Raw genomic sequence first — 26,006 nt, 5'->3', positions numbered from 1 at the left:
CCATCCTGTAACCCCCCTCGTCGCACTGTTGATCAAGAGGCTTGCGTCATTTTCGATCTCCTGGATGACGCAAACCTCTTGATCAACGGGGCGAGGTGGGTGGGCGCTACTCGCCGGTCGGGGTTTCTGCGGCTGTTCTCAGGTTGGGGGCGCTCGCGGGTTCGGCGATGCCGCCGAGAGACTCGGCGAAGGCCGGGTCGGTGGCGGTTTCCGCCGCCACGGCCGGCTGGTCGGCCGGCATGACCTGGGGCATCGTGGGCACCGCGATAACCGCCGTGCCGTAGGCGCAGATCTCCATCCACATCTCGCCGCAGTCCCGGCTGTCGAACCGCATACCGATCACCGCGTTCGCGCCGAGCCGCAGGGCCTCCTCGCCGAGGCGGGTCACCGAGTCGGTGCGCCACCGGGTCAGGTTGTCCGGCGCCATCGGGTCGTACGCGCCACCGCGCAGGTTCTTGACCCCCTCGCGGTACGGGTTGCGCGTCCTGGCCATCGATGACACCACCTCACCGAGAATCTGGCGGATCTCGTAGCCGGGCAGTTGCTCTGTCGTCACGACCAGCACGTTTCCGATGCTGTCAGGAGCAGCGCGACCCGATCGTGTGCATTGTTCACCTGATCGGATGCTGCAAAACAGCGCGGCGCGGACGGCCGGCACTCGGTCGACCATCCATGCCGCGCCGGGCGCTAACCGTCAGACACCGGCCACCGAGGTGATCCAGGCCCGGTTGTACGCAACGCTGCCGTAGTTCTGGATGCTGGATCCGTCGGCCGTGGAGGCGACGCCGACCTGCTGGCCGTTGTAGAACTGGGGGCCGCCCGAGTCGCCGCGCCACGCGTTGCCGCTGATCTCGGTGCTGCGGATCGCCTGCCCGCCGTACGCGTCGGTGACGCTGTTGCTGGTCACCCGGACGGTGGCGGTTTTGAGCTGGCTGGACGCCGAGCAGCCGCTGTAGCAGGTCATGCCCCAGCCGTAGATCGAGTTGGTCGAGTTGATCGGCGGGTTGCTGCTGGCCAGGGACACCGTGGAGGTGCTGACGGTGCTGGAGAGCCGCATGAGGGCCAGGTCGTTACGGGTGTAGGTGGCGCTGACGGTGCGGGTGACCCCGCCCGAGGCGCGGTAGACGCTGCCGACCCGCACCGACATGGTGCCGCTGATGCAGTGCCGTGCGGTGAGCACCCACTGGGCGGCGATCACGCTGCCGGAGCAGGTGAACGAGCCGTTGCTGAACACCGCGGCGGCCCAGGGCGCGGACGAGACGGTGCTGCCGCCGATGATGGGTTGCGGGCCGGCCGGAGCGGCGACCGCGCCGGAGGTGGCGCCGAGGACGCCGACCAGGGCGGTGCCGAGTACGGCGAGCAGGGGGCGGATGCGCATCGGGTGGACTCCTTGAAACGGGGCGGGCCCGGGGTCGCCGGGTGCCGGACGGCGGCGGCGGGAGGTCCCCGGCACCGCTAAGCATCGACTTTCGTCGATGTACAGTAGGGCCGACGGCCGCCGTTTTCAAGAATTCGATCGAGGTTAACCAATGTAACGATTCAGCCACCCTGCGCGCCGTATATGCCCTGGTGGGAGCGCGTGTCCCGGGTGACGGCCCGCCCCGGACGCCGGTTATGTTGATCACCGTCTGAACTGCACCCGGCCGGTGCGTCCGCGACGGAATCTGCCAGGTACGCTGGCTGCGCTCGCCCGTTGTGGGTCGGCACCCAACTGCGTACACAGTCAGGAGTGCCCAGTGCCTCGCGTCGTCGTCGACGTCATGCTCAAGCCCGAGATCCTCGATCCGCAGGGCCAGGCCGTCGCAAACGCGCTGCCCCGGCTCGGCGTCAGCGATGTCGCCTCCGTTCGGATCGGCAGGCGGATCGAGATCGAATTCACCGGTGAACCGGACCTGGACCGGGCCCGGGAGATCGCCGACAAGCTGCTCGCCAACCCGGTCATCGAGGACTTCACCGTCCGCCTGGTCGAGGCCGACGAGACCGCGGACGCCCGCTCGTGACCGCCCGGGTCGGTGTGGTCACCTTCCCTGGCTCGCTCGACGACGGGGACGCGGCCCGGGCCGTCCGGATCGCCGGCGCCGAGCCGGTCCGGCTCTGGCACGGTGACCCGGATCTGCACGGCGTGGACGCCGTCGTCCTGCCCGGCGGCTTCTCCTACGGTGACTACCTGCGCTGCGGCGCCATCGCCCGGTTCGCCCCGGTGATGGAGACGATCGTGGACGCCGCCCAGGGTGGCCTGCCGGTGCTCGGCATCTGCAACGGCTTCCAGATCCTGTGCGAGGCGCACCTGCTGCCCGGCGCGCTCACCCGCAACCAGCACCTGCACTTCCGCAACCGGGACCAGATCCTGCGCATCGAGTCGGCCGGCACGGCGTGGACCAACACGTTCCAGCCCGGCCAGGAGGTGCTCATCCCGGTGAAGAACGGCGAAGGCTGCTACGTCGCCGACACCGCGACGCTGGACCAGCTCGAAGCCGAGGGCCGGGTGGTCGCCCGCTACGTCGGCGGTAACCCCAACGGGTCGCTGCGGGACATCGCAGCGATTACCAACCCCGCCGGCAACGTTGTCGGCATCATGCCGCACCCCGAGCACGCGGTGGAGGCGCTCACCGGCCCCTCGCTGGACGGCCTCGGCTTCTTCACCTCGGTCCTCAAGCACCTGGTGGGGACGCCGGCATGACCGCCGGCACGATCATCGGTCAGCTCAACCGCCGGCCTGGCGGGCACGAGCGCAGCGAGGAGAGGTCATGACCACCCATCCGGACCCGGTACGCGACACACCGGAGGCGTACTCCGCCCCGGCGCAGCCGGCCGAGCCGCTCCCGGCGCAGCCCGCCGCCCCGGCGGCCGCTCCCGTCGCTCCGGCGACCGCCGACTGGACCGACGGCGTGGACACCGTGCCGCGCGCGAACGGCACCCCGGGCGAGCTGCAGCCGTACACCGAGCTGGGGCTCCGCGACGACGAGTACGACCGGATCCGGCAGATCCTCGACCGCCGGCCCACCCAGTCCGAGCTCGCGATGTACTCGATCATGTGGAGCGAGCACTGCTCCTACAAGTCGAGCAAGGTGCACCTGCGCCAGTTCGGCGAGAAGGCCCCGCAGAGCGACCGGCTGCTCGCCGGCATCGGCGAGAACGCCGGCGTGGTGCAGGTGTCCGACGAGCTGGCGGTGACCTTCAAGGTCGAGTCGCACAACCACCCGAGCTTCGTCGAGCCGTACCAGGGCGCGGCGACCGGCGTCGGCGGCATCGTCCGGGACATCCTCGCCATGGGCGCCCGCCCGGTCGCGGTCATGGACCCGCTGCGCTTCGGTGCCGCGGACCACCCGGACACCGCCCGGGTGCTCACCGGCGTCGTCGCCGGCGTCGGCGGCTACGGCAACTGCCTCGGCCTGCCCAACATCGGTGGTGAGCTGGTCTTCGACCCCTCCTACCAGGGCAACCCGCTGCTCAACGCGCTCTGCCTCGGTGTCCTGCCCGTCGACCGGCTGCAGAACAAGGCTGCCGCCGGCCCCGGCAACGTCGTGGTGCTGATGGGTGCCAAGACCGGCCGGGACGGCATCGGCGGCGTGTCGGTGCTGGCCAGCGCGACCTTCGACGAGGGCAGCGAGGAACGCCGCCCCGCCGTGCAGGTCGGCGACCCGTTCACCGAGAAGCTGCTGATCGAGGCGTGCCTCGAGCTGTACGACGGCCAGCTGGTCGTCGGCATCCAGGACCTCGGCGGAGCCGGCCTCACCTGCGCGCTCACCGAGACCGCCGCCGCGGCCGGCACCGGCATGCGGGTCTGGCTGGAGCGGGTGCCGCTGCGGGAGCCCTCGATGGACCCGCACGAGATCCTGGCCAGCGAGTCCCAGGAACGGATGCTGCTGGTCGTCGAGCCGGACAAGCTCGACGCGGTGCTCAAGACCTGCGAGAAGTGGGGCGTGCTGGCCACCGCGATCGGCGAGGTCACCGCTCCCGAGCCGGACGGCCGCCCGGGTCGACTGCTGATCACCTGGCAGGACCACCTGGTCGTCGACGTGCCGCCGGGTTCGCTGGTGGACGACGGCCCGGTCTACGCCCGACCGATGCGGGAGCCGGCCGACCTGATCCTGCTCCAGGCCGACCGGGCCGAGACGCTGCCCCGCCCGGCCGACCCGGAGGCGCTGCGGGAGACCGTGCTGCGCATGATCGCGTCGCCGAACCTCGCCGACAAGACCTGGGTCACCGAGCAGTACGACCGCTACGTGCTGGGCAACACCGTGCTCGCCCAGCCGGAGGACGGCGGTGTGATCCGGATCGACGAGCGGACTGGGCTCGGCGTGGCGCTGTCCGTGGACGGCAACGGCCGGTACGCCCGACTGGACCCGTACAACGGCACCAAGCTTGCCCTGGCCGAGGCGTACCGGAACGTGGCGGTGACCGGCGCGAAGCCGATCGCCGTGACCAACTGCCTCAACTTCGGCTCCCCGGAGGACCCGGGCGTCATGTGGCAGTTCGCCGAGGCCGTCCGCGGCCTGGCGGACGGCTGCCTGGAGCTGGGCATCCCGGTGACCGGCGGCAACGTCAGCTTCTACAACCAGACCGGCGCGGCGGCCATCCACCCGACCCCGGTGGTCGGCGTGCTGGGTGTGCTGGACAACGTCGCCGACCGGGTGCCGATGGGCTTCGTGCCGCGCGCCGGTGGCGACCACGACCAGCTCTACCTGCTCGGCGAGACGAACGTGGAGCTGTCCGGTTCGGAGTGGGCCTGGGTGACGCACGAGCACCTCGGCGGCATCCCGCCGCAGGTCGACCTCCTGCGGGAGAAGGCGCTGGCCGATCTGCTGGCCGAGGCCGCCCGGGTCGGGCACCTCAGCTCGGCGCACGACCTCTCCGACGGTGGCCTCGCCCAGAGCCTCGTCGAGTCCTGCCTGCGTCGCGGCGTCGGCGCCCGGGTCGCGGTGCCGGAGCAGTTCGCCGGCGGCTCGATGCCCTTCGTGTACCTGTTCAGCGAGTCCGCCACGCGGGCGCTGGTGTCGGTGCCGCGCGGCCACGACAAGGCGTTCGCGGCGCTCTGCGCCGAGCGGGGCGTGCCGTTCGAGCTGATCGGCGTCACCGACCCGACCGGCGGTGCGCTGGAGGTGCACGGCCAGTTCCGGATCGGCCTGGACGAGCTGCGTGCCGCGCACACCGAGACGTTGCCGCGCCTCTTCGGGGGTTCGGCGGCCGTCGAGGTGCCCGCACCGGCCGCCGGTGTGGCGGGTGCGGTCGAGGCCGTGCCGCTGCCGGTGGCGCAGGCCGAGCTCGACCCGGCCGAGGTGGTCTCCGAGCCGATCGCGTCGTCGGGGCCCTCCCCGGAGACCGGCGCTGTCGAGCCGATCGGCCCGGAGCAGCCCGAGTCTGACACCGGTGTCACCGAGCCGTCGCCTGACGAGCGCTGAGGCGTTGGCCGCTGCCGTCTACGGCCAACCCGGATCGGGTGCCCGGTTCGACTGGGGCCTGACCGGGGCGGCCGAGCTCGGCCGGGTCTGCGCGGCGCTGGTGGTGGTGGACGTGCTGTCGTTCACCACCGCCGTCGAGGTGGCGGTGGCCCGGGGCATGCGGGTGCATCCGTTCCCCTGGGGTGAGCAGGCCGCCGACTACGCGGTGCGGGTCGGCGCGGTGGCTGCGGTGGGCCGGCGGCGGACGACGGCCGACCACCCGTGGTCGCTCTCGCCCGCCGCCCTGAGCACCGCGCCGGTGGTGGCGGACCTGGTGCTGCCGTCGCCGAACGGCTCCGCGATCAGCGCCGCCGCCAGCGCCACCGGGCTGCCGGTGGTCGCGGCGTGCCTGCGCAACGCCCGCGCCGTCGGGCGTTGGCTGCGCCGCCAGGGGTACGGCACGACGGACGCCCCGATCGGCGTGATCGCCTCGGGGGAGCGGTGGCCGGACGGGTCGCTGCGCCCGTCGGTGGAGGACCAGCTCGGCGCGGCCAGCGTGCTGGACGCCCTGTCCGGCGTACCCGGTGGGCTCTCCGTGGAGGCGGCCATGGCGCTCGCCGCGCTGGCCAGCACCCCCGACGTGCCCGCCGCGGTTCGCGGCAGCATCTCCGGCCGGGAGTTGACCGAGGGTGGCTTCGCCGAGGACGTGGACATCGCCGTCCGCGTGGGCGTGTCGACCGTCGTGCCGGTGCTGCGGCAGGGCGTCTTCTCCGCCGCCTGAGCACGGTCGCCGGCGTCGGGTCGCCCGCCCGCCGCCCCGGCCCGCGCCTGCGCGTTCGGTCAAAGCGGCCGGTCCGGGTCCGCCGGACACCCCGCTTTCATGGAACGCGAGTGGATCGAGCAACGAAACGGCCACCCGGTGATCCGGGTGGCCGTTTCCGTGCGCTGCGTGGGTCAGTCGTCCAGCCAGTCGAGGCGTCGGCCGCTGCGCTCGGTCGGCGGCGGGCCGTCCGGCCGGGCCCGACCGGCCTGCTGACCGTAGCCGCCCTGGTCGTAGCCCTGGTCGTCGTAGCCGCCGCGCTGCTGCGAGGGCTCCTGCCCGTAACCACCCTGGTCGTAGCCGCCGCCCGCCTGCTGGCCGCCGCCCGCCTGCTGGCCGTAGCCACCCTGGTCGTAGCCCCTGCCGTCGTAGCCGCCGCGCTGCTGCGGGGGCTCCTGGCCGTAGCCGCCCTGGTCGTAGCCGCCACCGGCCTGCTGGCCGTAGCCACCCTGGTCGTACCCGCCGCCCGCCTGCTGGCCGTAGCCGCCGGTCGGTTCGGCCGGCCGACCGCTGTACGGGGCCGTCGGGTCCGGCTGGCCGTAGCCCTGGCCCTGCTCCGGCTGGTAGACGCCGGTGGCGTACGGGTCGGCCGGAGCCGGGTACTGCGTGCTGTCGCCGGTGTACCGGCCGGTCGGCTCGTCGAAGCGCTCGCCGTACGCCCCACCGCCAGCGGGAGCCGGCGGGTAACCGGCCGCGCCGGCCGGGGCCGTGTAGTCGCGGCTGCCGTAGCCGCCGCCTGAGGAGGGTGCGCCGCCGTAGCCCGCGCCCGAGCCGGGTGCGGCGCCGTAGCCGTCACCGGCCGCCCCGGCGCCGTAGCCGCCCTCGGGGGCCGCCGCCGTGCCGTAGCCGCCGCCCGAGGCGGGAGCGTTGCCGTAGCCACCCGCGCCGTAGCCGCCGGGCGCCGGCTCGTCGCCGTAGCCCGTACCGCCCCAGCCCTGCGAGCCTGCCGCGCCGTACGGCTGCGCGGGCGCGCCGTACGGGTCCGGCGGGACGTCGTCGACCACGGGGCGGTGCATCATCGTCGGCGCCTCGCTCAGCGCCGCACCGCCCACCATGGTCGGGTCCGGTCCACCGCCCGCCCGGTTGACCACCCGGGTCTGGTCCTCGCCGCCACGGAACGCACCACGGGCCGCCGGCACCGCGCCGGCCGCGCCGGCACCCTCCGGGACGTCCTCGTCGTCGCCGCTCTCCCTGCGCTTCATCCAGAGCAGCACGATCGTGCCGACACCCGCGGCCACCAGCAGGCCGCCGAGCAGGATGATCAGGTACGAGCCGAAGCCGCCACCGTCGTCCTCGTTCGAGGCGTTCGCCGGAGCAGCCGAACTGGCCGCCGTGGACGGCTCCTCCTCGGTGCCCTCCTCGGTCGCCTCATCGCTGGGAAGGGCCTCGGCGGTGGCGGACGGGGTGGCGCTGGGCGTCGTCTCGGCCTTGATCGCGAGGATGATTTTCTGGCCGGTGATGGACTGCCCCGCGTTGGCGTTCAAGGACTTGAAGGCCTGGATGCTGTCGAACGAGGCACCCAGGTCGATCCGTCCGGGCGTGATCGGGTTCTGCGTGGAGCCGCTGAACCGGAAGTTGCCGCTACCGTCGCTCATGGAGTCGTAGCGGTGACCGGCGGTGTCCTGGAGGATCACAAACGCGTTCGGCACGGCCTTGCCGTCAGCCTGCGTGACCACCTTGCCGGAGACCGACTTCACGGTCTGGTTCTGCGGCGGGGGCGCGGCCTTGGCCGTGAGGTTGACCGTGGTCGAGCCCTGCGGGTTCCCGAGCCCAGCACTGGCCCTCACGGTGATGCGGGCGGACCCGTTCGAAGCATCGTCCGCCGCCTTGAACTTGGCCGTGTAGGTCCGGGCCTCGGTCACGTTCCCCTGCGAGCAGCCCTCGATGCACTGGAGCTTGGGGTTGTCGGAGCTCACAGTCACATCGGTGGGAACTGCCGGGTCGTCAAAGCTGAGTGTGTAGCTCACTGTCGTCTCGCCGCCCGCTTGGACGGTGCCTGGGGAGGCTGAGACGTTTGTGACCTTAGGAGCGGCCGATGCTGGTGTGGCGGGGACGGCGAGCTGAGCGCCAGCTACCAGCGCTACGACCACACCGGCCCGCTGGTTCCAGGCACGTCGGTGTGTTGACACGTCCACCGCCTTCCGGGCTGACTTCCCTCTGACCGGCGGGGCGCCGGGCCGGGGATCATCACGGTACGAATACGCCGTCGGCAACTATGCCTTGTCTGACTGGATCGGCGCGACCCAGGGCCAGCGTCGAGTGCGCCACCTGCGGGTCGTATCGTCCCGTCGTGTCCTCTCCGTACAGTAAGTCGGCCGCCGTTGCGGCGGCGTTGTCGGCGCTCGACGAGGGTCGTACGCCCGAACGGTCGGTGTTCCGGGAGGCGGTCCGGACGTTGTTGGCCGTCCTCGCGGAGCGCGCCCCCGGCCGATCGGTGGAGGTGCGCGTCCCACCATACGGGGCGATCCAGTGCGTCCCCGGTCCTCGACACACCAGGGGAAACCCACCAAACGTGGTCGAGATGGCACCAGACATCTGGCTCGCGCTGGCCCTCGGCCGGATCGGCTGGGCCGAGGCGGTTACCGACGGTCGCGTCCAGGTGAGTGGCGTCCGGGCGGACCTCTCGGCGTTTCTGCCCCTCTAGCTGCTCCGATGTCCAAGTGCCGGTGACTCTCAGCAGGGAAATCGTGACTATCTGTATCGACAGCTGTTCGCGTACACTGTCAGGCGACGACAGTGGTCCCGGCCAAGGAGTGTGGATCCGCCCCGTGATCCCCGCAAGGCCGGTCCAGACCAGCGTGAGGGAGCGGTAGGTGCCCCGAGGCGACGGCCGGCTGAGCCACGACCTTGACCCCCAACGACCCGGCCCACAGGACGCCTGCGGCGTCTTCGGCGTCTGGGCCCCCGGCGAAGAGGTCGCCAATCTGACCTACTTCGGCCTCTACGCCCTCCAGCACCGTGGCCAGGAGGCGGCGGGCATCGCGGTGAGCGACGGCTCCGGCGTGGTGGTCTACAAGGATCTCGGCCTGGTGGCCCAGGTCTTCGACGAGCCCACCCTGGCCAGCCTGCGCGGCCACCTGGCGATCGGGCACGCCCGCTACTCCACCACCGGCGCCTCGAACTGGGAGAACGCCCAGCCGACCATCCGGTCGACCAGCTCCGGCACGACCATCGCGCTGGCACACAACGGCAACCTGGTCAACACCGCCGAGCTGGAGAAAGAGGTGGCCGAGCGCGGCCTCGTCGCGGACGGCTCGACCAACGACACCTCGCTGGTGACGATGCTGCTGGCCGGTCGACCGGACGTCTCGGTCGAGGCGGCCGCACTGGAGGTGCTGCCGCAGCTGCGGGGCGCGTTCAGCTTCGTCTTCATGGACGAGTCGACGCTCTACGCGGCGCGTGACCCGCACGGCGTACGCCCGCTGGTGCTCGGCCGGCTCGAACGCGGCTGGGTGGTGGCCAGCGAGACCGCCGCGCTGGACATCGTCGGCGCGAGCGTGGTGCGCGAGGTCGAGCCGGGCGAGTTGATCGCGATCGACGAGGACGGGCTGCGTTCCACCCGGTTCGCCGCGCCGGAGCCGAAGGGCTGCCTCTTCGAGTACGTGTACATCGCCCGTCCGGACGCCACGATCGCCGGGCGTAACGTGCACGCCGCGCGGGTGCAGATCGGCCGGCAACTGGCCAAGGAGCACCCGGTCGAGGCCGACCTGGTGATCCCGGTGCCCGAGTCGGGCACCCCGGCCGCCATCGGCTACGCGGAGGCGTCCGGCATCACCTACGGCGCCGGCCTCATGAAGAACCCGTACGTCGGGCGCACCTTCATCCAGCCGTCGCAGACCCTGCGTCAGCTCGGCATCCGGCTCAAGCTCAACCCGCTGCGGGAAAACGTCCGCGGCAAGCGGCTGGTGGTGGTGGACGACTCGATCGTCCGCGGCAACACCCAGCGGGCCATCGTGCGGATGCTGCGCGAGGCGGGTGCGCTGGAGGTGCACGTCCGGATCTCCTCGCCGCCGGTCAGTTGGCCCTGTTTCTACGGCATCGACTTCGCCACCCGGGCGGAGCTGCTGGCCAACGGGTTGGACAACGACGGCATCCGGCGCTCGATCGGCGCCGACACGCTGGGTTACGTCTCACTTCCTGGCCTGATCGCCGCGACCGAGCAGCCGAAGACCCGGCTGTGCCGGGCGTGTTTCGATGGGGAGTACCCGATCGAGCTGCCGGCCGGCAACCTGATCGGCAAGCACGTGCTTGAAGGGGTGGGTCGACGGGTCGCCAACTCGGCGCCGGAGGCTCCGCACACCAACGGCTCGCTCGTCGCCACTCCGGGTGGCGTGACCGCCAACCGCCCGTAGCACCAACCGGCGCGGCCCGGCCACCGCCGGCGCGGCACCGAGAACCACAAAGGGGAGAACCGTGACGCACGTGTCCGAGCGCAGCGGCGCAGGAAGCAGCCCGACCGGCGCCGGCGGCGACCGCCAGCCCTGGACGGGCGGCGCCGGCCGCCAGGCGCGCAAACGCTCGGTCTCGTACGCCGACGCGGGTGTCTCCATCGACGCGGGCGACCGCGCGGTGGAGCTGCTCAAGTCGAAGGTGCGCCAGACCCGCCGGCCCGAGGTGCTCGGTGACCTCGGTGGCTTCGCCGGCCTGTTCCGGTTGGACACGACGAAGTACAAGAACCCGATCCTGGCGTCCTCCACCGACGGGGTGGGCACCAAGCTGGTGATCGCCCAGCAGATGGACATCCACGACACGGTCGGCATCGACCTGGTCGCGATGGTCGTCGACGACCTGGTGGCCTGCGGCGCCGAGCCGCTGTTCCTGCTCGACTACATCGCCACCGGCGAGGTCGTTCCGGACAAGGTCGCCGAGATCGGCGCGGGCATCGCCGACGGCTGCCGGTACGCGGGCTGCGCGCTGCTGGGCGGGGAAACCGCCGAGCACCCCGGTGTCCTGCGCCCCGACGAGTACGACATCTCCGCGACGGGTGTCGGCGTGGTCGAGGAGGCCGACATCCTCAGCCCCGACCGGGTCGAGGTGGGCGACGCGGTGATCGCCATGCGCTCGTCCGGTCTGCACTCGAACGGGTACTCGCTGGTCCGGCACGTGCTGCTCGGTGCCGCGCGGATGCGACTGGACATCGTGATCGACGACTTCGGTCGGCAGCGGACCCTCGGTGAGGAGCTGCTCACCCCCACCAAGATCTACGCCAAGGACTGCCTCAAGCTGATCGCCGAGGCCGACGTGCGGGCGCTGTCCCACATCACCGGCGGTGGTATCCCGGGCAACCTGGTCCGGGTGCTGCCGGAGCACGTCGACGCCGTGGTCAACCGGTCCACCTGGAAGCCGCAGCCGGTCTTCGACCTGATCCAGTCGAAGGGCCGGATCGACGACCACGACATGGAGTCGACGTTCAACATGGGCGTCGGCATGTTCGCGATCGTCTCGGCCGAGGACGCCGACCGTGCGCTGGCCACGCTGACCGGCCGTGGGGTCGAGGCGTGGCAGGCCGGCGAGATCATCGAGGGCACCGGCAACGTGCAGATGGTTGGTCAGCACACCCGCGGATGATCACGCTCTGGTGATCGTACGGGCACCTGATCAGGGCTTCACCCGAGTGGCCAACGCCGCCTAGCCTGAAGGGCACCCTCAGGCTAGGCGGAGGAGGGCGATGGCTGCTCGGGGACAGTCGTTCAGCGGGATGCGCGGCCTCGCCGCGGTTCCGTCGTACGTCGTCATGCAGCCGACCACCCTCTGCAACCTGGACTGCGCGTACTGCTATCTGCCGTTCCGTGCCGCCGACCGGCGGATGCCGGTGGCGGTCGCCGACGCGGTGGCGTCGGCGGTCGAGCCGTGGGCGACCGCGGGTCGGTTCTCGGTGGTGTGGCACGGCGGGGAGCCGTTGGCGGCCGGCCAGGAGCATCTGGCGGCCCTGATCGCGCCGTTCGGGCCGCGGGTCGAGCATCATGTGCAGACCAATGCGACGCTGATCGACGACGAGTGGTGTGACTTCTTCACCCGGCACGAGGTGCGGGTGAGCGTGAGCGTGGACGGGCCGCGGGAGCGTAACGGCGACCGGGTCAACCGGGGCGGCCAGCCGGCGTACGATCGGATCCTGCGCGGTGTGGCCGCGTTGCGCCGGCACGGGCTGCCCTTCTCCGCGTTGGCCGTGGTGTCCCGTCCGGAGCCGGGGCTCGCCACCGAGCTGTACGACTATTTCCTCGAGCTGGGCTGCGACGTCCTGGGCATCAACATCGAGGAGACCGAGGGCGTCAACACCCGCGACAACCGCCACGATCCGGCGGCGGTGACCGGGTTCTGGGCGGAGCTGGTGGCGGCCTGGCGCCGGGAGCCCCGGATCCACCTGCGCGAGGTGGAGTGGTCGCTGCGGTACGTGGCAGCGGTGCTCGACGGCTCGGCGGACGGGGTGCTGCCCCGCCGCCTGGATCCGATCCCGACGATCGGGCACGACGGTTCGGTGACGGTGCTCTCTCCGGAGCTGGCCGGCTTCACGGACCCCCGCTACGGCGATTTCAGCAGCGGCAACGTGCTCATCACCCCGCTGGGCGAGATCCTCGCCGGCGCGGCGGGCACGCCGTGGGTGGGCGAGTTCCTGGCCGGCGTGGAGGCGTGCCGGGCGTCCTGCCCCTATTTCGGCTTCTGCGGCGGCGGCCATGCCGCCAACCGTTACTTCGAGCTGGGGCGTTTTGACGGTACGGAGACCGAGCACTGCCGCAACAGCAAGATCCGCCTATTGGAGGGAGTGTTGGAACATGCCCGAGACCACCAGTCACCGGCGGCCTGAGCGCGAAGCGGACGGGGCTACGGACGGAGTCACCGAACGGGTGCGGGAGGCGGCCCGAGGGCTCGTCGCGCTCCTTCAGGAGGCCGAGGACGCGCGTCGGCTCCGGGCGGAGGTGTCGGGCTCCGACGACGCCAGCGCGGTCTGCGCCTGGAACCACTTCGAGAACATCCCGACCTTCTACAACTGGAACAACCGACCGCGCTGAGGGCGACCGCGGTCAGGGGCCTGTCGGCCGGCCGGATGAGTTCCCGGCCAGGGCAGGCCCCTGATCGTCGGCACCGGTGCCGCTCCCGACGGGCACATGCGTGAGCACGCGGGGGTCACCGCGTGCTCAGCTGCGTCGAGAGGTCAGCGGGTCGGACGGACCCAGGGATCCGGGTCGTCGTCCGCGTGATTCTCATCATCGTCGTCGACGAACTCTTTTGAGTCGTCGTCGAAGTGGTGCTCAGACTTACCAGCACCCGCCAGTTCGCGCTGCAAGGCGGTGAGGTCGGTGTTCGGGGAGTGGTACTTCAACTCCCGGGCCACCTTCGTCTGCTTGGCCTTAGCACGGCCGCGCCCCATGGCTCGACCCCCTCGCACAGAATGCGGGGCAGCCCGAAGGCGGGCCCCGATGACGTCAGGCATCTCTCGTGGCTCTTACGGTACATGGGGATGCCACCGTTCGGCACCTCGGGTTACCGTCGGCCGGCTCTGCGCGTCGCGTCGATCCGACCGTCACCCAGTGTACCCGGTAAGGAGCGGAACGGAGAGCACCCGTGACACGGGACAAACCACGCCAAACTTGACCCGGCCTCAGCTTACCCAGATGGGCCCGATGAAGGTGCCCCGGAGACGGATCCCGGTCGATCCGCCTCCGGGAAAGGCTCAGCGCAGGTGAATGGAGCGCAGCCGGCCGACGTCGGCCATCCGCCGCTCCGCCAGCCGGTCCGCGGCCACCGCCGGAGGTACGCCCTCGGCGTCGGCCAGGTGCAGGATCTCCCGGGTGGTGTCGAAGATCCGGGTCGCCCGCAGCTTGGCCCGTTCGAAGTTGAAGCCCTCGATCTCGTCCGCCACCTGGATCACGCCGCCGGCGTTGACCACGTAGTCCGGGGTGTACAGGATGCCCCGGTCGGCCAGCAGCTTCTCGATGCCCGGGTGGGCGAGCTGGTTGTTCGCCGCGCCGGTCACCACCTTGGCCCGCAGGGCCGGCACGGTGTCGTCGTTCAGCGCGCCGCCCAGCGCGCACGGGGCGTACACGTCGATGTCCGCGGCGACCAGCGCGGTGGCGTCGTCGACCAGGGTGACCTGCGGGTGGTTGGTGCGCACCCACGCCAGCGCCTTCGGGTTGACGTCGGTGGCGACCACCTCGGCGCCGTCCTCCAGCAGGTGCCCGGTCAGGTACTTGCCGACCTTGCCCAGGCCGGCCACGCCGACCCGCCGGCCGCGCAGGCTCGGGGTGCCCCAGACGTGCTCGGCGGCGGCCCGCATCCCCTGGAAGACGCCCCAGGCGGTCAGAATCGACGAGTCACCGGCACCGCCGTGCTCGACGCTGCGGCCGGTCACGTAGCGGGTCTCGCGGGCCACCACGTCCATGTCCGCCACGTACGTGCCGACGTCGCAGGCCGTGTAGTACCGGCCGCCCAGCGACTCGACGAAGCGGCCGTACGCGCGCAGCAGCGCCTCGCTCTTGATCTGCTCCGGGTCGCCCCAGATCACCGCCTTGCCACCGCCCAGGTCCAGCCCGGCGAGCGCGTTCTTGTACGCCATCCCGCGGGACAGGTCGAGCACGTCGGCGAGCGCGTCGTCCTCGCTGGCGTACGGGTAGAAGCGGGTGCCGCCCAGCGCGGGCCCCAGCGCGGTGGAGTAGATCCCGATGATCGCCTTCAGGCCGCTCTGCTTGTCCTGGCAGAACACGACCTGTTCGTGACCGGTCGATATCGGGTCGTCGGTGCTCGCGAATACGCCCATGACTGGCTCCTGGAGTGGTGTGCGTCCTTGTGGGACGCGGACCTGGTGAACCCCGGCGGGGATGCTGCCGATGCGATCGAGCCTAGTATCGGCGGCCCCGCGGGTGCTCGACGCGCCGCCGCCGTCCGATGGTGCGGCGCGCGTGGTCCGGCCGCTGACCGCGCCCGTGTGCGGTTCGTGGGAGGATCGCGCCGTGCCGTCGCTCTTCGCTTCTTACCTGCGCGTGTACGAACCGCTGACCGCCTTCGACCGGGACCGCCAGAGTTACTGGCGCCGCTACGTCTCCGAGGGGCGGGCGGTGGCCCCCGTGGAGGGTCCCGGCCGTCAGCGGACGGCGGTGATCGAGGCGCTGGGCGCGGGCTGGACCCGGCTGCCCGACCTGCCGGAGGAGGCGTACGTCCTGGAGACGGACGACAGCCTGCTGGTCTGCCCGTGGAACCTGCGGATCCGGGTCGCTGAGGCGGCGCTCAGCGCCCGGGACGGGGTGCCCTCGGTGCTCGCCGACGCGTTCGTGCCGCCGGTGCTCGCCGGGCAGGCCAGGGCGGTGGTGGACGACTGGCGCAGTGGTGCCCGGGTGCTGGAGCACGGGGTGCCGCGGGTGCACGAGCAGATCGCGACCTGGGGCGTACCGCTGCGGTGGTTCGTGCTCTTCGACGCGGCGGAGCGGGACCTGGTGACCGAGCCGGGCCGGCGGGCGTTGCGCTACCGCACCGAGATCTCCAAGGCTCGGCGGCGCTCGTCGCGGGCGCTGTCGGTGCTGCGCAAGTCGGTGGGCGAGGCTCCGATCACCGACGCGGTGGAGGAGGCGGCCCGCTGGCTGGAGGAGTTCCACCCGCGGTCGGTGGTGGAGCTTGACTACGGCGGCCTGGTCGACCTGCTCTCCGACGAGACCCTCACCGCCGACGACTCGCCGGAACTGGTGGCCAGCGGCCTGGCCGGGCTGTCGCGCGGGGAGGCCGAGGAGGCGTCCGCCGCGTACGACACGTTGGTGGCTCGGTGGCGTGCGGTGCAGCTGCTGGAGCGGTGCAACTAACGCAAATCGCCTCAGGAGCGCTCCCAAGGCGAGGCTTGCTCGTAGTTAACGCATCACGAACCGTGATCATGAGTCCGAATAAGGTGGTTTCTGCCGTGTAAAAGTCGTAAAAATCGGGCATGGTTCATCCGTCCGTCTAGGGACCTTCATCCGTTCGGCCCATGTCGGACATCGGGGACTAGCCGGACCATGGGAGACGCGTCGGCCGGCGGGACCCCGGCCGATGTCTATACATGTGGAGGAGTGACCGATGGCATCGCGAACGCACGAACCAGAGCCGCTACTCACGCCGGCCGAGGTGGCGTCGATGTTCCGTGTCGACCCGAAGACGGTGACCCGGTGGGCGAAGGCCGGCAAGCTCAGCGCCATCCGCACCCTGGGTGGCCACCGTCGGTACCGCGAGTCGGAGGTCAGGGCGCTGTTGCAGGGCCAGATCCCGCAGCAGCGGCAGGGCGACTGACCCGGCAGGGGCTTTCTGGTCAGGGGCGGTGGATCTCGATCCGCCGCCCCTTTCCGTGCCCGCCGTCAGCCTTTCCCCTCGGTCAACGTGACCCGGATGCCGACCGTGCCGCCCTCGCCGCGACGCAGCCGGCTGCCGAGCAGGCTCAACCGACCGATCACCCGGTACTTGTGTTTGAGCAGATCGCGGATGCGGCCCGTCTCGCCGGCACCGGAGATCGTCGCGTGGGCCGGCACCTCCGCCCCGTGCGGCCGGCCCCGCACGTCGCACGGCGCCACCGTCACGTCGCCGTTGTGCCGGATCCGCTTGACCTTGCCCGAGTCGGCCCGGGTCCAGACCGCCAACGCCTCGCCGTCGCGTACCGCCCAGACCGGCGTCGGCACCGCCCGACCGTCCTTGCGGAAGGTCGTGAGCAGGATGTACTTCTCGGCCGACAGCCGGTCCAGCGTGGTCACGCCGCCAGGATACGACCGCTGCGGTCCTCCGGTGGGCGGTTAGCGTGAACGCCGTGACGGGTGAGCCTCAAATCGGTGACGTGGTCGGTGAACTGCTGCGGGACACGCTCGCCGTGGCCACCGGGGTCGGCCCCCGACCCCTGGTCGGCGGCCGACTGCCCCGACCGGTCATCGAGATCATCGAACGCGACGACGGGTTGATCAACGGTGCGCCCGCGGCGCACTACCTGGACGGGCCGGCGGACTGGCAGCCGTACGACCACCGGGCCGTGGACCGGGTCCGCGGCGAGACGTTGGACGTCGGCACCGGCGCCGGGCGGATCGCCCTGCTGCTCCAGGAGCGCGGCGTACCGGTCACCGGGCTGGACACCTCGGCCGGCGCGCTCGCGGTGAGCCGCCGTCGCGGCGTACGGCGGCTGGTGCACGGGACGGTGGACACCCACGTCGCCGACGGCCGGCGGTACGACACGTTCCTGCTGCTCGGCAACAATCTCGGGCTCTTCGAGGGCCGGGAGCGCGCCCCACGGTTCCTGGCCGCGCTCGCCGCCCTGGCCCGGCCGGGGGCACAGATCATCGCGCACGGCACCGACCCGTACGGCACCCGCGACCCGCTGCACACCGGCTACCACGAGCGCAACCGACGGCGTGGCCGGCTCGGCGGCCAGCTACGGCTGCGGCTGCGCTATCGCGAGCTGGGCACCGAGTGGTTCGACTACCTGGTCTGCTCGGCCGACGAGTTCGCCGGCCTGGTGCACGGCAGCGGCTGGCAGTTGACCGATGTGGACGACCGCGACGCCCCCTACTACCTGGCCACCCTGCGCCTCGCCGACTGAGCGACGGCCCCCGCGTCCGCCGGGCGGAAGCAGGGGCCGTCGTACGTCTCAGACCTGGACGGTCGGTGGGAGCTGCTCCGGCGGAAGGCCACCGTCGCCGTCGACCACCTCGTCCGGTTGGCCGTCCTCGTCGATGTCGACCATGGTGATGTCCACCTTGCCGTCGCCGTCGGTGTCGAACTGGAACAGGTCGGCCTTGCCGTCGCCGTCGGTGTCCACCACCCACACGTCGGTCTTGCCGTCGTTGTTGGTGTCGGCGCGCAGCAACTCCACCCGCTCGTCGCCTCGGGTCTCCACGGTCTCGGAGTCGGTGCTGCCCTGCTCGGTGACGCTCTCCGGTGCCTGGCTCATGTCGATGCGGTCCTTCCCTCGGTTGACGGGCCGTCAGTACCCGATCCCGCGCTCCCCCACGCATGGACCGGATTCCGTGCTGCATAGGGTCGCACCATGAGCGAGCGGACCGGGCGGAGCATCCGGGCCGGCGCGGCGGGGACCCCGCGCGCCGCCGGGCGGGACAGGGAGGCGTGATGAGCGATCGTTTCGTGGTCGTCGGTGCCGGCACGATGGGGCTGGGCATCGCGTACGTGGCGGCCGGTGCGGGTCACGCCGTGGAACTGGTCGAGGTGGACCCCGGCCGGGGTGCGACCGCACTGACCCGGCTCGCCGACCTGTGGGAGCGGGCCGTGCAGCGCGGGAAGCTGAGCGCCGACGAGGCCGCCGCGAACCGGCAGCGCGTCACGCTGCGCCCCACCCTCGCCGACGTCGCCCCCGCACCGGAGGTGATCGTCGAGGCGGTGCCGGAACGGCTCGACCTGAAGCGCGCCGTGCTGCGCGAGGCCGCCGCGCTGGACCCGGCGCTGCTGGGCAGCAACACATCCAGCATCGCCATCGGCGACCTGGCCGCCGGGCTGGACGCGCCCGAGCGCTTCCTCGGCCTGCACTTCTTCAACCCGGTCTGGGCGATGGCCCTGCTGGAGATCGTGGTCGGCCCGGCCACCGCCGAGGAGACCACCGCGGCGGCCGTCGCGCTCGCCGGCCGGCTGGGCAAGGACCCCGTCGTGGTACGCGACCTGCCCGGCTTCGCCACCTCCCGGCTCGGCGTCACCCTCGGTCTGGAGGCGATCCGGATGGTCGCCGACGAGGTGGCCAGCCCGGCCGACATCGACAAGGCCATGGTGCTGGGTTACCGGCACCCGATCGGCCCGCTGGAACTCACCGACCTGGTCGGCCTGGACGTGCGGCTGGACATCGCCCGCACCCTCCAGGCCGCGTACGGGGACCGCTTCGCGCCGCCGCCCCTGCTGGAGGAGATGGTGGCCGCCGGGCGCCTGGGCAAGAAGTCCGGGCACGGCTTCTACCGCTGGAAAGGCGGGGCGAAACAATGAGCGGTCTGCGGATCGAGGAGCGGTCGGACCGGCTCGTGGTCACCCTGGACCGGCCGGAGAAGCGCAACGCGATCGACGCCGACCTGATCGCCGAACTGCACCAGGTCTGCGCCGAGTTGGAAGCCCGCCCCCGGCTGCTGCTGCTCACCGGTGGGGCGGCGGGCATCTTCGCCGGCGGCGCGGACATCGGCCAGCTCCGGGAGCGGGGCCGCACCGACGCCCTCGCCGCGATCAATTCGGCCGCGTTCGCCCGGATCCGGGCACTGCCGATGCCGACCGTGGCCGCGGTGGACGGCCCGGCGTTGGGCGGTGGCGCGGAACTGGCGTACGCCTGCGATCTGCGGGTGTGCACGGCGCGGGCGGTCTTCGGTCAGCCGGAGGTGCGGTTGGGGATCCTGGCCGGCGCCGGCGCGACCCACCGGCTGCCCGCCCTCGTCGGCGAGGGCCGGGCCAAGGAACTGCTCTTCACCGGCCGGCGGGTGGACGCCGACGAGGCGCTGCGGATCGGTCTGGTGAACCGGGTGGTGGACGAGCCTGGTGAGCTGCTGGAGGTGGCGCACGGGCTGCTGGACGAGATGGCCCTGGGCTCGCCGCTGGCGCTGCGGCTGACCAAACTGGCGGTGGACGCACCGGCCGCCGCGCACCCGCACCTCGACCTGGTCAGCCAGGCGGTGCTCTTCGAGGACGACGAGAAGCACCGCCGGATGACCGAGTTCCTGGAGCGTCGCCGCAACCGGTGACCCGCAACGAAAACGGCCGCACCGGCAAGCTGCCGGTGCGGCCGTCCGTGGTCCGTGTGGACGCGCTCAGTGCCGGATCGGCACCCCGCTGTCGGCGAGCGCCCGGATCACCTGTGCGGACTCACCGAAGCCGATGACCAGCACGGCGTCCGCGCCGAACTCCTTGATCTCCTTCGCGCCGCCGCTGAAGTCGACCGGTGCGGCCTTCGCGTCGGCCGGCGGCTCGTACGTCATGAGCTTGAGCCGGTCGTCGGCGATGCCGGCCTTCTCCAGCTCGTCGCGGACAGTGGCCTGCAGGCCCTCGCCGTAGGAGTCCTTGCGGGCGACGATGACGATCTTCTGCGATCCGTCGCGGAGGATCACGTCGGCCAGCGCCCGGCCCTGGAGGCTGTCCGGCGGGGCGGTGCGGAAGTAGAGGCCCTTGTCCTCGACGTCGGTGAGGCCGGCATCGGTGTTGGACGGCGAGAACAGGATCTTCCCGGCCTGCACCACGTCCGGCAGCACGGCCCGGGAGATACCCGAGGCGCCCGCGCCGATGATCACGCTGACCCCGTCCGTCACGTGCTTGGCAACGGTCGCCTTGGCCACCGCCGGGCTGGTGCCGTCGTCGCCGTCCAACCAGGTCACCGGTTTGCCGAGCGCGCCGCCCGCGGCGTTGATCTCCTTGATCGCCAGCGCCGCGGCGGCGGCCATCGCCGGGTAGGCGAGCGCCAGGTCACCGGTCTTCGGCAGCAGGCCACCCAGGATCAGCGGCTTCTGGTCCGGGTCACCGCCCGGACGCGCCTTCTTCGGCTTTGGCGGCGTCTTGGTGCTCGCCGCCGACTCGTTGCCGGCCCCGACGAACTCGGTCTTGCCGTCGTTGATCTGCTGCCCGTCGAAGGTCAGCGTGGCGTAGCTGGCGGTGGCCGGCTCACCCTTCTCGGTGAAACCCGCCCGGGTCATCGACACGCTGCGGTACTCGATGTCCTGCCCGTTGCGGGCCAACACCAGGCACCTCGCCGGGTCCTCGCAGCGCTGACCGTTGTTGGTCACGCCGACGATCTGCTTGGCGATGGCCGCCGGGTCGGTGCTCCCGGCCAACTGGGCGGCGAGCACCCCGATCACCACCGCGTCGTACGTCTCGGCGGAGTACAGGTAGTCCGTCAGTGCCGGATTGATGGACCGTAGCCGGCTCTTGAAGTCCTCCGGCAGAGGGGTGAGGGGCGTGGTTCCCTTCATCCCGTCGACGAGGTTGGCACGTTCCTTCAACTCCGCTGGATAGGAGTTGAGCATGTTGCCGTCCGTGCCGTAGAGGCGCACCTGATGGGCGCTTCCCTCCTCGGCCTTGTCATCCCCGCAAGCGCTTGTGGCGAGCAGGATCGTCGCGCAGGCGGCCAGTGAGGCCATCCGCGAGCGGCGTGATATGAGCATGGTCGTCCTTCCTCCGGCGAAGGTCCGCTGCGCACATTAGCGTGCCGAGGCCGATTGCGGGACCGTGGAGGTGGCCTGATGCGCAGGTCGCTCGCGTTGAGCACGGAGAGTGACGATTGACGATGGCCTTGACCGGCCCTCCTACTGTGCGCTGCGTGACCGACCTACCACAGCAGACGTTCGACGACGCGGCCGCCGTGCTCCGCTCGGCGCTCAACGGGGATCAGGACGCGGTGGTGGGGGCGTTCGACGCGGTCGTCGACCGCGCCGGCCTGAGCGGCGCGTACGGCGTCGCCTGGTGCCTGGCCGCGACGATGGTCGGTGACCCACCGCCGACCACCGGGGCGGCGCTGGACTTCCCGGGGATAGACCAGGCGGAGTACGACACCCGCTGGGTGGCCCGCTTCGTCAGCGCGTACGCCAACCGGGACGTACCGACCGGGGAGGCGCTGTTCGGCGCGGCCGTCGCCGACGGGCTGCTGCCCGACTGTCTGCTCATGCTCGCCGGCTCGACGATCGCGACCCTGCGCAGCCGCGCGGGGTGACGTGCCGTCGGGCGCGGCGTCCGTTGGGGGCGGACGCCGCGCCCGGGGATGACATGCGTGCCGCCGGAAACGGTCAGTTGACCGTCCGTATTGGACGGACGAGCTGATCGTGATGATCAGATTGACCGATTGATGGCACCGTGGACCCTTCCCGTCCGGCCCATGTGATAGCTCTGAAGCATGTCCGAAGCCATGCTCAGCAAGGTGCGCAAGCTGCTCGCCCAGGCGGAGGATCCAGCCTGCACACCCGCCGAGTCGGCCGCGTTCACCGCCAAGGCCGCCGAGCTGATCGCGCGCTACGGGGTGGACCGGGCGCTGCTCGCCGCCCGCGACCCGGCCACCGACCCGGTCGGCGACCGGGTGCTGGACGTCGTCGCCCCGTACGCCCGGGACAAGGTCGGGCTGCTCGCCGCGGTCGCCGAGCCGCTGCGCTGCCGCTGCATACGCCGCCGGCAGGGCAACGGGTTCACGCTGCACCTGTTCGGTTTCGCCAGCGACCTGGAACGCGTCGACCTGCTCTTCACCTCGCTGCTCGTGCAGGCGGCGCACGGCCTGGCCGCCACCCCGGTGCCCGCCGACGACCATCCCGCCGCCTTCCGCCGCTCCTGGCTGGCCGGCTTCGCGGAGGTCATCGGCGGCCGGCTCTGGGCGGCGGAGACGGCCGCGGTCAACGAATCGGGCACCCCGTCGGTGGCGCTGGTGCTCGCCGACCGCTCGGATCGGGTGCAACGGCGCCTCGCCGAGCAGTACCCGCGCCTGCGCACGGCACCGCCGCGCAGGCTGGCCGGCACCGGGTTCGGCTCCGGGGCGGAGGCCGGGAGCCGCGCCGACCTGGGTGGTCACAACCTCGGCGGCGGCTCCGCTGCCGGCCGGCAGCTCGGCCGCTGACCTCCGGACGGAACGGTCAGGCGGCGGTGCCGGGATGGCGGCGCGACACCGTGGCGAGGTAGCGGCTGAGCAGCTCGTGCCAGCCAGCGGTGAGCGCCTTGCGGTACCCCTCGGCGGCCTCACCGTGCCGGTCGAAGTGCCGGTGCTCCAACTCGACCCTGGTGTGCTCGGACCCCTCGGGAAGAAACAGCACCTCGACCTCGCTCGCCCTGGCCGGATCCGGCATCGGCACCCGGTCCGGGCCGATCTGCCAGGCGAAGACCAGCCGGCGAGGCGGATCCCAGGTGAGCACCCGGCCCCAGTCGACGCGGAAGCCGTACGGGCCGACCTCGTAGAGCATGCCGCCGGCCCGAGGCTCCATGCCCAACTCGGCGAGCGCCTCCGGGCCGGACCAGGTGTACTCGGTGACCCACCAGTCGGTCAGCTCGTCGGTGAAGACGGCGAACGCGTGCTCGGCGGTGCCCGGGACGAGGAGGCTGCACCGTAAGGAGAACCGCTCCGTATCCTGCCGGATGTCGGCCGGATCAGTCATCCCCTGTCCCATAGGCCCGGACCATACCGGCTGATGCCCCGGTGTGCAGCTTTCCAGCTGCCCGGTTCCGGACAGTGGGTCGCCGGACCGTTACGGACGGGATGGCCCGCCGGAAAGCGGGTAACCGCGCCGGACGACCCGGACGACCGGGTGGGTGTCCGGCGGGGCGGGAGAGCATGAGCGAGAACGCGCAGCAGCGGAAGCCGGACCGGGACGCCGGCGAGGCGGACCCGGACGTCCTGCTCGACATTCCAAGGGTCTCGGTCGACTCCATCCGGCTGGCGGTGGACGGCCTGGACGCCGACCTGTCCCTGCGGGCCCGGTTGGCCAACCTCCTCCAACTCGACGCCGGCGTACGGGTGCATCTGAGCGGCGTCGAGCTGGACATCAGCGGGGTGCACGCCGAGGCGCAACTGCGGGTGCGGTTGGAACAGTTGGTCGCGGTCCTCGGCCGGGCGCTCGACACGATCGACAACAACCCGCAGATCATCGAAGCGCTCGCCCGGTCGGCCGGCACGGCCATCGACGACGTGAACCGCAGCGCGCAACAGCTGGCCGGCACCGCCGAGGTCGTCGCGTCGGCGCGGCACCCCCGCCCCGTACTCGACGAACTGGGCCACCAGGTGGGTCCGCCCGCCGACCGCCCGGCGCCCGGGCGACCGGGGCCGCCGGCCGCCGGTGGCCCCGGCCCACGCGCCGGCGGCCCCGGCCCAGCCGAGCAGGCGCGACCAGGGTCCGGTGGCACGGAGGGTCGTGGTCCAGGGTCCGGTCGCACGGAGGGTCGTGGTCCGGGGTCCGGTCGCACGGAGGGTCGTGGTCCGGAGGAGCAGCGCCCCGAGGGACGGCGACCCGAGGTCCCGGGTGCCGACCGGCGGCCGGGCGGAGCGGGTGGTGGTGGCGAGGGTTCGGCGGGGCAGCCGACCGGGGAACCCCGCGACCGGCCCGGCGGGACACCGGCGCCCGGTACGGGTCGGTCCGGCAGCGGTGGCGGTGGTCAGGGCGGCGGTGGTCAGGGCAGCGGGGTGCCCGGTGGGGCGCAGGCGGCGGCGCAGCTCGCCGAGCAGGCGGGGGAGACCCTGTGGCAGGCCGGACGCAGCGTGTGGGAGGCGATCCAGGGCGGCGTGGCGCAGCACCGCCAGCAGGGCCGCCGGGATCACTGACCCCCGGACACCGGCACCCTGATCGACTCGGTTTCGGTGGTGTCGCGGTATCCCGGTGCCCGGATGCCCCGTTATCGCCGAAACAGAGTGGATCTTGCGGTGCGGGAGGGACAAAGGTGCGGGAGGGACAAAGCAGAACGCCGACCAGCGTTTCCGCTGATCGGCGTTCCTGTAGCCCGGCGAAAGGCTATGTGGCCAGGGGCGGGGTCGAACCGCCGACCTTCCGATTTTCAGTCGGACGCTCGTACCAACTGAGCTACCTGGCCGTGTCGCTCGGCTCATGCTACCCATCAGCAGGATGAACCGCTCACAGGATCACACGCTCCGATACGCAGAACGCCGCGCGGGGCGCGGCGTTAGCGCTGCGGTCCTGACGGGACTTGAACCCGCGACCTCCGCCTTGACAGGGCGGCGAGCACTCCAACTGCTCCACAGGACCTAGCTAATGCAAAAACTGCGTGTCACGCAGCCTCGGTACCGCGGTTCCGGCGGGACTTGAACCCACGACCTCCGCCTTGACAGGACGGCGAGCACTCCAAACTGCTCCACAGAACCAAACTAATGCAAAAACTGCGCGTCACGCAGCCTCGGTACCGCGGTTCCGGCGGGACTTGAACCCACGACCTCCGCCTTGACAGGACGGCGAGCACTCCAAACTGCTCCACAGAACCAAACTCGTGTTGCCCCGGCTTGCGCCGGTCGTGCCCCCAACGGGATTCGAACCCGTGCTACCGCCTTGAAAGGGCGGCGTCCTGGGCCGCTAGACGATGAGGGCGGCCCCGCCATCATTGCACACTCGCAACTTCAAGCGGACTTGCTCCCATCCGGCCCCGCCGGAGGCTTGGAAAGCATACGTGATGCCCGGTCCTTCGACAAAATCGGTATCGGCAAGGGCCTGAGGCGGCACGTTTTCGCAGTTCAGAGGGGTTCAGCTGAGTCGGGCGACGCCGAAGCGGTGCTTCAGGTCGGCGATCAACTGCGGGCAGGCGGCCAGCGTCGCCGCCCGGTCGCCGCCCCCGTCGTGCAGCAGCACGATGGAGCCGGGCCGTGCCGCGTTGCGGACCCGCTTGGCGATCGTGGCCGCGGTCGGCTTGTCCCAGTCCTGCGGGTCGACGGCCCAGTGCAGCGGGCGCATGCCGAGGTCCTTCGCCACGCCCAGCACCTCCGGCGTCCACCGGCCGCCCGGCTGCCGGTAGAAGGTCACCGGGGTGCCGGGTGCCGCCGCCTGGATGGCCTTGTTGGTGCGGACCAGGTCGGCCCGGATCTCGGCGACCGGTCGCCGGGCCAGGTCCAGGTCGTGCCGCCAGCTGTGGTTGCAGAGCTGATGCCCCTCCCGGACGATCCGCCGGATCAGATCCGGGTGACGTTGCGCCTCGCGACCGACCACACAGAAGGTGGCCGTGACCCGGGCGGCCCGCAGCTGGTCGAGCACCTTCGGCGTCCAGGCCGGGCTCGGCCCGTCGTCGAACGTCAGGGCCACCGGGCGTACACCGGTGTTGCGCCGCAGCCCGGCGGGGAGCTTGGCCGGCAGCGGACGCAGCTGGGGCTTCGGCGGCTTGGTGCGGGTGGGACGCGGCGACGGCGTGGTGGTGCTCAACCCGGACCTGCCGGT

27 protein-coding genes and 5 tRNA genes are annotated in these 26,006 nt (G+C 71.7%); 17 read left to right on the top strand and 15 right to left on the bottom strand.

The window, feature by feature from the left end:
- Positions 1 to 106 precede the first annotated feature (106 nt).
- Positions 107 to 670 carry a YbjQ family protein gene (locus F8271_RS16430; protein ID WP_151490641.1) on the bottom strand — a complete coding sequence of 188 codons (564 nt, stop codon included), beginning with the start codon at positions 668 to 670 and terminating at the stop codon, positions 107 to 109.
- A gap of 24 nt (positions 671 to 694) precedes the next feature.
- Positions 695 to 1,378, bottom strand: coding sequence for a DUF1986 domain-containing protein (locus F8271_RS16425; protein ID WP_151490640.1), 684 nt, complete (start codon positions 1,376 to 1,378; stop codon positions 695 to 697).
- 358 nt (positions 1,379 to 1,736) lie between these two features.
- Here F8271_RS16425 and purS point away from each other — a divergent pair, with 358 nt between their 5' ends.
- The 4 genes from purS (at position 1,737) to F8271_RS16405 (ending at position 6,162) form a co-directional block, all read left to right on the top strand.
- Positions 1,737 to 2,000 (top strand): phosphoribosylformylglycinamidine synthase subunit PurS, encoded by a 264-nt coding sequence (gene purS, locus F8271_RS16420; protein ID WP_030332194.1) that lies wholly within the window; start codon positions 1,737 to 1,739, stop codon positions 1,998 to 2,000.
- Positions 1,997 to 2,680: a phosphoribosylformylglycinamidine synthase subunit PurQ gene (gene purQ, locus F8271_RS16415; protein ID WP_151490639.1), complete on the top strand. Its 684-nt coding sequence runs from the start codon at positions 1,997 to 1,999 to the stop codon at positions 2,678 to 2,680. The genes purS and purQ overlap by 4 nt, the downstream gene beginning before the upstream one ends.
- A gap of 67 nt (positions 2,681 to 2,747) precedes the next feature.
- Positions 2,748 to 5,402, top strand: coding sequence for a phosphoribosylformylglycinamidine synthase subunit PurL (purL, locus tag F8271_RS16410; protein WP_151490638.1), 2,655 nt, complete (start codon positions 2,748 to 2,750; stop codon positions 5,400 to 5,402).
- 4 nt (positions 5,403 to 5,406) lie between these two features.
- Positions 5,407 to 6,162: a 2-phosphosulfolactate phosphatase gene (locus F8271_RS16405; RefSeq protein ID WP_151490643.1), complete on the top strand. Its 756-nt coding sequence runs from the start codon at positions 5,407 to 5,409 to the stop codon at positions 6,160 to 6,162.
- Between the two features lie 173 nt (positions 6,163 to 6,335).
- Here the strand turns inward: F8271_RS16405 and F8271_RS16400 are convergent, their stop codons facing one another.
- Positions 6,336 to 8,336 carry a carboxypeptidase-like regulatory domain-containing protein gene (locus F8271_RS16400; protein ID WP_151490637.1) on the bottom strand — a complete coding sequence of 667 codons (2,001 nt, stop codon included), beginning with the start codon at positions 8,334 to 8,336 and terminating at the stop codon, positions 6,336 to 6,338.
- Between the two features lie 155 nt (positions 8,337 to 8,491).
- Between F8271_RS16400 and F8271_RS16395 the strand changes: the two genes are divergently transcribed.
- The 5 genes from F8271_RS16395 to amcA all read left to right on the top strand — a co-directional run bounded on the left by F8271_RS16395 (position 8,492) and on the right by amcA (position 13,208).
- Complete coding sequence (locus F8271_RS16395; RefSeq protein WP_225854573.1) at positions 8,492 to 8,845, top strand: sterol carrier family protein; 354 nt, start codon at positions 8,492 to 8,494, stop codon at positions 8,843 to 8,845.
- Between the two features lie 169 nt (positions 8,846 to 9,014).
- A complete protein-coding gene (purF, locus tag F8271_RS16390; protein WP_151490636.1) occupies positions 9,015 to 10,553 on the top strand; it encodes an amidophosphoribosyltransferase in 1,539 nt (512 codons plus the stop codon).
- 61 nt (positions 10,554 to 10,614) lie between these two features.
- Positions 10,615 to 11,769, top strand: a complete 1,155-nt coding sequence (gene purM, locus F8271_RS16385; protein ID WP_139586136.1) for a phosphoribosylformylglycinamidine cyclo-ligase — start codon at positions 10,615 to 10,617, stop codon at positions 11,767 to 11,769.
- Positions 11,770 to 11,899: 130 nt separating this feature from the next.
- A complete protein-coding gene (gene amcB / locus F8271_RS16380) occupies positions 11,900 to 13,003 on the top strand; it encodes a cyclophane-forming radical SAM peptide maturase AmcB (RefSeq protein ID WP_305069490.1) in 1,104 nt (367 codons plus the stop codon).
- A complete protein-coding gene (gene amcA, locus F8271_RS16375; RefSeq protein ID WP_151490634.1) occupies positions 12,972 to 13,208 on the top strand; it encodes a multiple cyclophane-containing RiPP AmcA in 237 nt (78 codons plus the stop codon). The genes amcB and amcA overlap by 32 nt, the downstream gene beginning before the upstream one ends.
- A gap of 143 nt (positions 13,209 to 13,351) precedes the next feature.
- Here amcA and F8271_RS16370 read toward each other — a convergent pair whose 3' ends face one another.
- Together F8271_RS16370 and F8271_RS16365 are read right to left on the bottom strand one after the other, a co-directional pair.
- Complete coding sequence (locus F8271_RS16370; RefSeq protein WP_007454329.1) at positions 13,352 to 13,567, bottom strand: DUF3073 domain-containing protein; 216 nt, start codon at positions 13,565 to 13,567, stop codon at positions 13,352 to 13,354.
- A 303-nt stretch (positions 13,568 to 13,870) separates the two neighbouring features.
- A complete protein-coding gene (locus F8271_RS16365; RefSeq protein WP_151490633.1) occupies positions 13,871 to 14,953 on the bottom strand; it encodes a Glu/Leu/Phe/Val dehydrogenase in 1,083 nt (360 codons plus the stop codon).
- 193 nt (positions 14,954 to 15,146) lie between these two features.
- Between F8271_RS16365 and F8271_RS16360 the strand changes: the two genes are divergently transcribed.
- Together F8271_RS16360 and F8271_RS16355 are read left to right on the top strand one after the other, a co-directional pair.
- On the top strand, positions 15,147 to 15,986 hold the full coding sequence (locus F8271_RS16360; protein ID WP_151490632.1) for a hypothetical protein: 840 nt from the start codon (positions 15,147 to 15,149) through the stop codon (positions 15,984 to 15,986).
- Between the two features lie 250 nt (positions 15,987 to 16,236).
- A complete protein-coding gene (locus tag F8271_RS16355; RefSeq protein ID WP_007073996.1) occupies positions 16,237 to 16,446 on the top strand; it encodes a BldC family transcriptional regulator in 210 nt (69 codons plus the stop codon).
- A 65-nt stretch (positions 16,447 to 16,511) separates the two neighbouring features.
- Here the strand turns inward: F8271_RS16355 and F8271_RS16350 are convergent, their stop codons facing one another.
- Positions 16,512 to 16,901, bottom strand: a complete 390-nt coding sequence (locus tag F8271_RS16350; RefSeq protein WP_151490631.1) for a PPOX class F420-dependent oxidoreductase — start codon at positions 16,899 to 16,901, stop codon at positions 16,512 to 16,514.
- 53 nt (positions 16,902 to 16,954) lie between these two features.
- Between F8271_RS16350 and F8271_RS16345 the strand changes: the two genes are divergently transcribed.
- The gene (locus tag F8271_RS16345) at positions 16,955 to 17,734 is read left to right on the top strand and encodes a bifunctional 2-polyprenyl-6-hydroxyphenol methylase/3-demethylubiquinol 3-O-methyltransferase UbiG (RefSeq protein WP_151490630.1); all 780 of its coding nucleotides are present in this window, start codon (positions 16,955 to 16,957) and stop codon (positions 17,732 to 17,734) included.
- 48 nt (positions 17,735 to 17,782) lie between these two features.
- Here the strand turns inward: F8271_RS16345 and F8271_RS16340 are convergent, their stop codons facing one another.
- A complete protein-coding gene (locus F8271_RS16340) occupies positions 17,783 to 18,085 on the bottom strand; it encodes a hypothetical protein (protein ID WP_151490629.1) in 303 nt (100 codons plus the stop codon).
- 176 nt (positions 18,086 to 18,261) lie between these two features.
- Here F8271_RS16340 and F8271_RS16335 point away from each other — a divergent pair, with 176 nt between their 5' ends.
- On the top strand, positions 18,262 to 19,119 hold the full coding sequence (locus F8271_RS16335; protein ID WP_151490628.1) for a 3-hydroxyacyl-CoA dehydrogenase family protein: 858 nt from the start codon (positions 18,262 to 18,264) through the stop codon (positions 19,117 to 19,119).
- Positions 19,116 to 19,859 (top strand): enoyl-CoA hydratase/isomerase family protein, encoded by a 744-nt coding sequence (locus F8271_RS16330; RefSeq protein ID WP_151490627.1) that lies wholly within the window; start codon positions 19,116 to 19,118, stop codon positions 19,857 to 19,859. Before F8271_RS16335 ends, F8271_RS16330 begins: the two co-directional genes overlap by 4 nt.
- Before the next feature lie 66 nt (positions 19,860 to 19,925).
- On the opposite strand, the gene F8271_RS16325 is transcribed toward F8271_RS16330, so the two are convergent.
- On the bottom strand, positions 19,926 to 21,269 hold the full coding sequence (locus F8271_RS16325; RefSeq protein WP_151490626.1) for an ABC transporter substrate-binding protein: 1,344 nt from the start codon (positions 21,267 to 21,269) through the stop codon (positions 19,926 to 19,928).
- Positions 21,270 to 21,424: 155 nt separating this feature from the next.
- Here F8271_RS16325 and F8271_RS16320 point away from each other — a divergent pair, with 155 nt between their 5' ends.
- Positions 21,425 to 21,814 carry a hypothetical protein gene (locus F8271_RS16320; RefSeq protein ID WP_151490625.1) on the top strand — a complete coding sequence of 130 codons (390 nt, stop codon included), beginning with the start codon at positions 21,425 to 21,427 and terminating at the stop codon, positions 21,812 to 21,814.
- A 180-nt stretch (positions 21,815 to 21,994) separates the two neighbouring features.
- Positions 21,995 to 22,702 (top strand): DUF2786 domain-containing protein, encoded by a 708-nt coding sequence (locus tag F8271_RS16315; RefSeq protein ID WP_151490624.1) that lies wholly within the window; start codon positions 21,995 to 21,997, stop codon positions 22,700 to 22,702.
- A gap of 16 nt (positions 22,703 to 22,718) precedes the next feature.
- Here the strand turns inward: F8271_RS16315 and F8271_RS16310 are convergent, their stop codons facing one another.
- On the bottom strand, positions 22,719 to 23,246 hold the full coding sequence (locus tag F8271_RS16310; protein WP_151490623.1) for an SRPBCC family protein: 528 nt from the start codon (positions 23,244 to 23,246) through the stop codon (positions 22,719 to 22,721).
- 164 nt (positions 23,247 to 23,410) lie between these two features.
- On the opposite strand from F8271_RS16310, the gene F8271_RS32425 reads away from it, so the two are divergent.
- Positions 23,411 to 24,394 (top strand): hypothetical protein, encoded by a 984-nt coding sequence (locus F8271_RS32425; RefSeq protein ID WP_192580311.1) that lies wholly within the window; start codon positions 23,411 to 23,413, stop codon positions 24,392 to 24,394.
- Positions 24,395 to 24,586: 192 nt separating this feature from the next.
- Here the strand turns inward: F8271_RS32425 and F8271_RS16300 are convergent.
- The 6 genes from F8271_RS16300 to F8271_RS16275 all read right to left on the bottom strand — a co-directional run.
- Positions 24,587 to 24,660 (bottom strand) — tRNA-Phe (locus tag F8271_RS16300).
- Between the two features lie 99 nt (positions 24,661 to 24,759).
- Positions 24,760 to 24,833: transfer RNA gene (locus F8271_RS16295), tRNA-Asp, on the bottom strand.
- A gap of 41 nt (positions 24,834 to 24,874) precedes the next feature.
- Positions 24,875 to 24,949 (bottom strand) — tRNA-Asp (locus F8271_RS16290).
- 41 nt (positions 24,950 to 24,990) lie between these two features.
- Positions 24,991 to 25,065, bottom strand: a tRNA-Asp gene (locus tag F8271_RS16285).
- Positions 25,066 to 25,096: 31 nt separating this feature from the next.
- A tRNA-Glu gene (locus tag F8271_RS16280) sits at positions 25,097 to 25,169 on the bottom strand.
- A gap of 153 nt (positions 25,170 to 25,322) precedes the next feature.
- A partial coding sequence (locus F8271_RS16275; protein ID WP_151490622.1) for a polysaccharide deacetylase family protein occupies positions 25,323 to 26,006 on the bottom strand: 684 nt, incomplete at its 5' end.

It is taken from the genome of Micromonospora sp. ALFpr18c (assembly GCF_008868155.1).
GTDB lineage: Bacteria > Actinomycetota > Actinomycetes > Mycobacteriales > Micromonosporaceae > Micromonospora.
The sequence above is the reverse complement of the archived record's forward strand: the minus strand, read 5'-3'. Positions and strand labels throughout refer to the sequence as shown.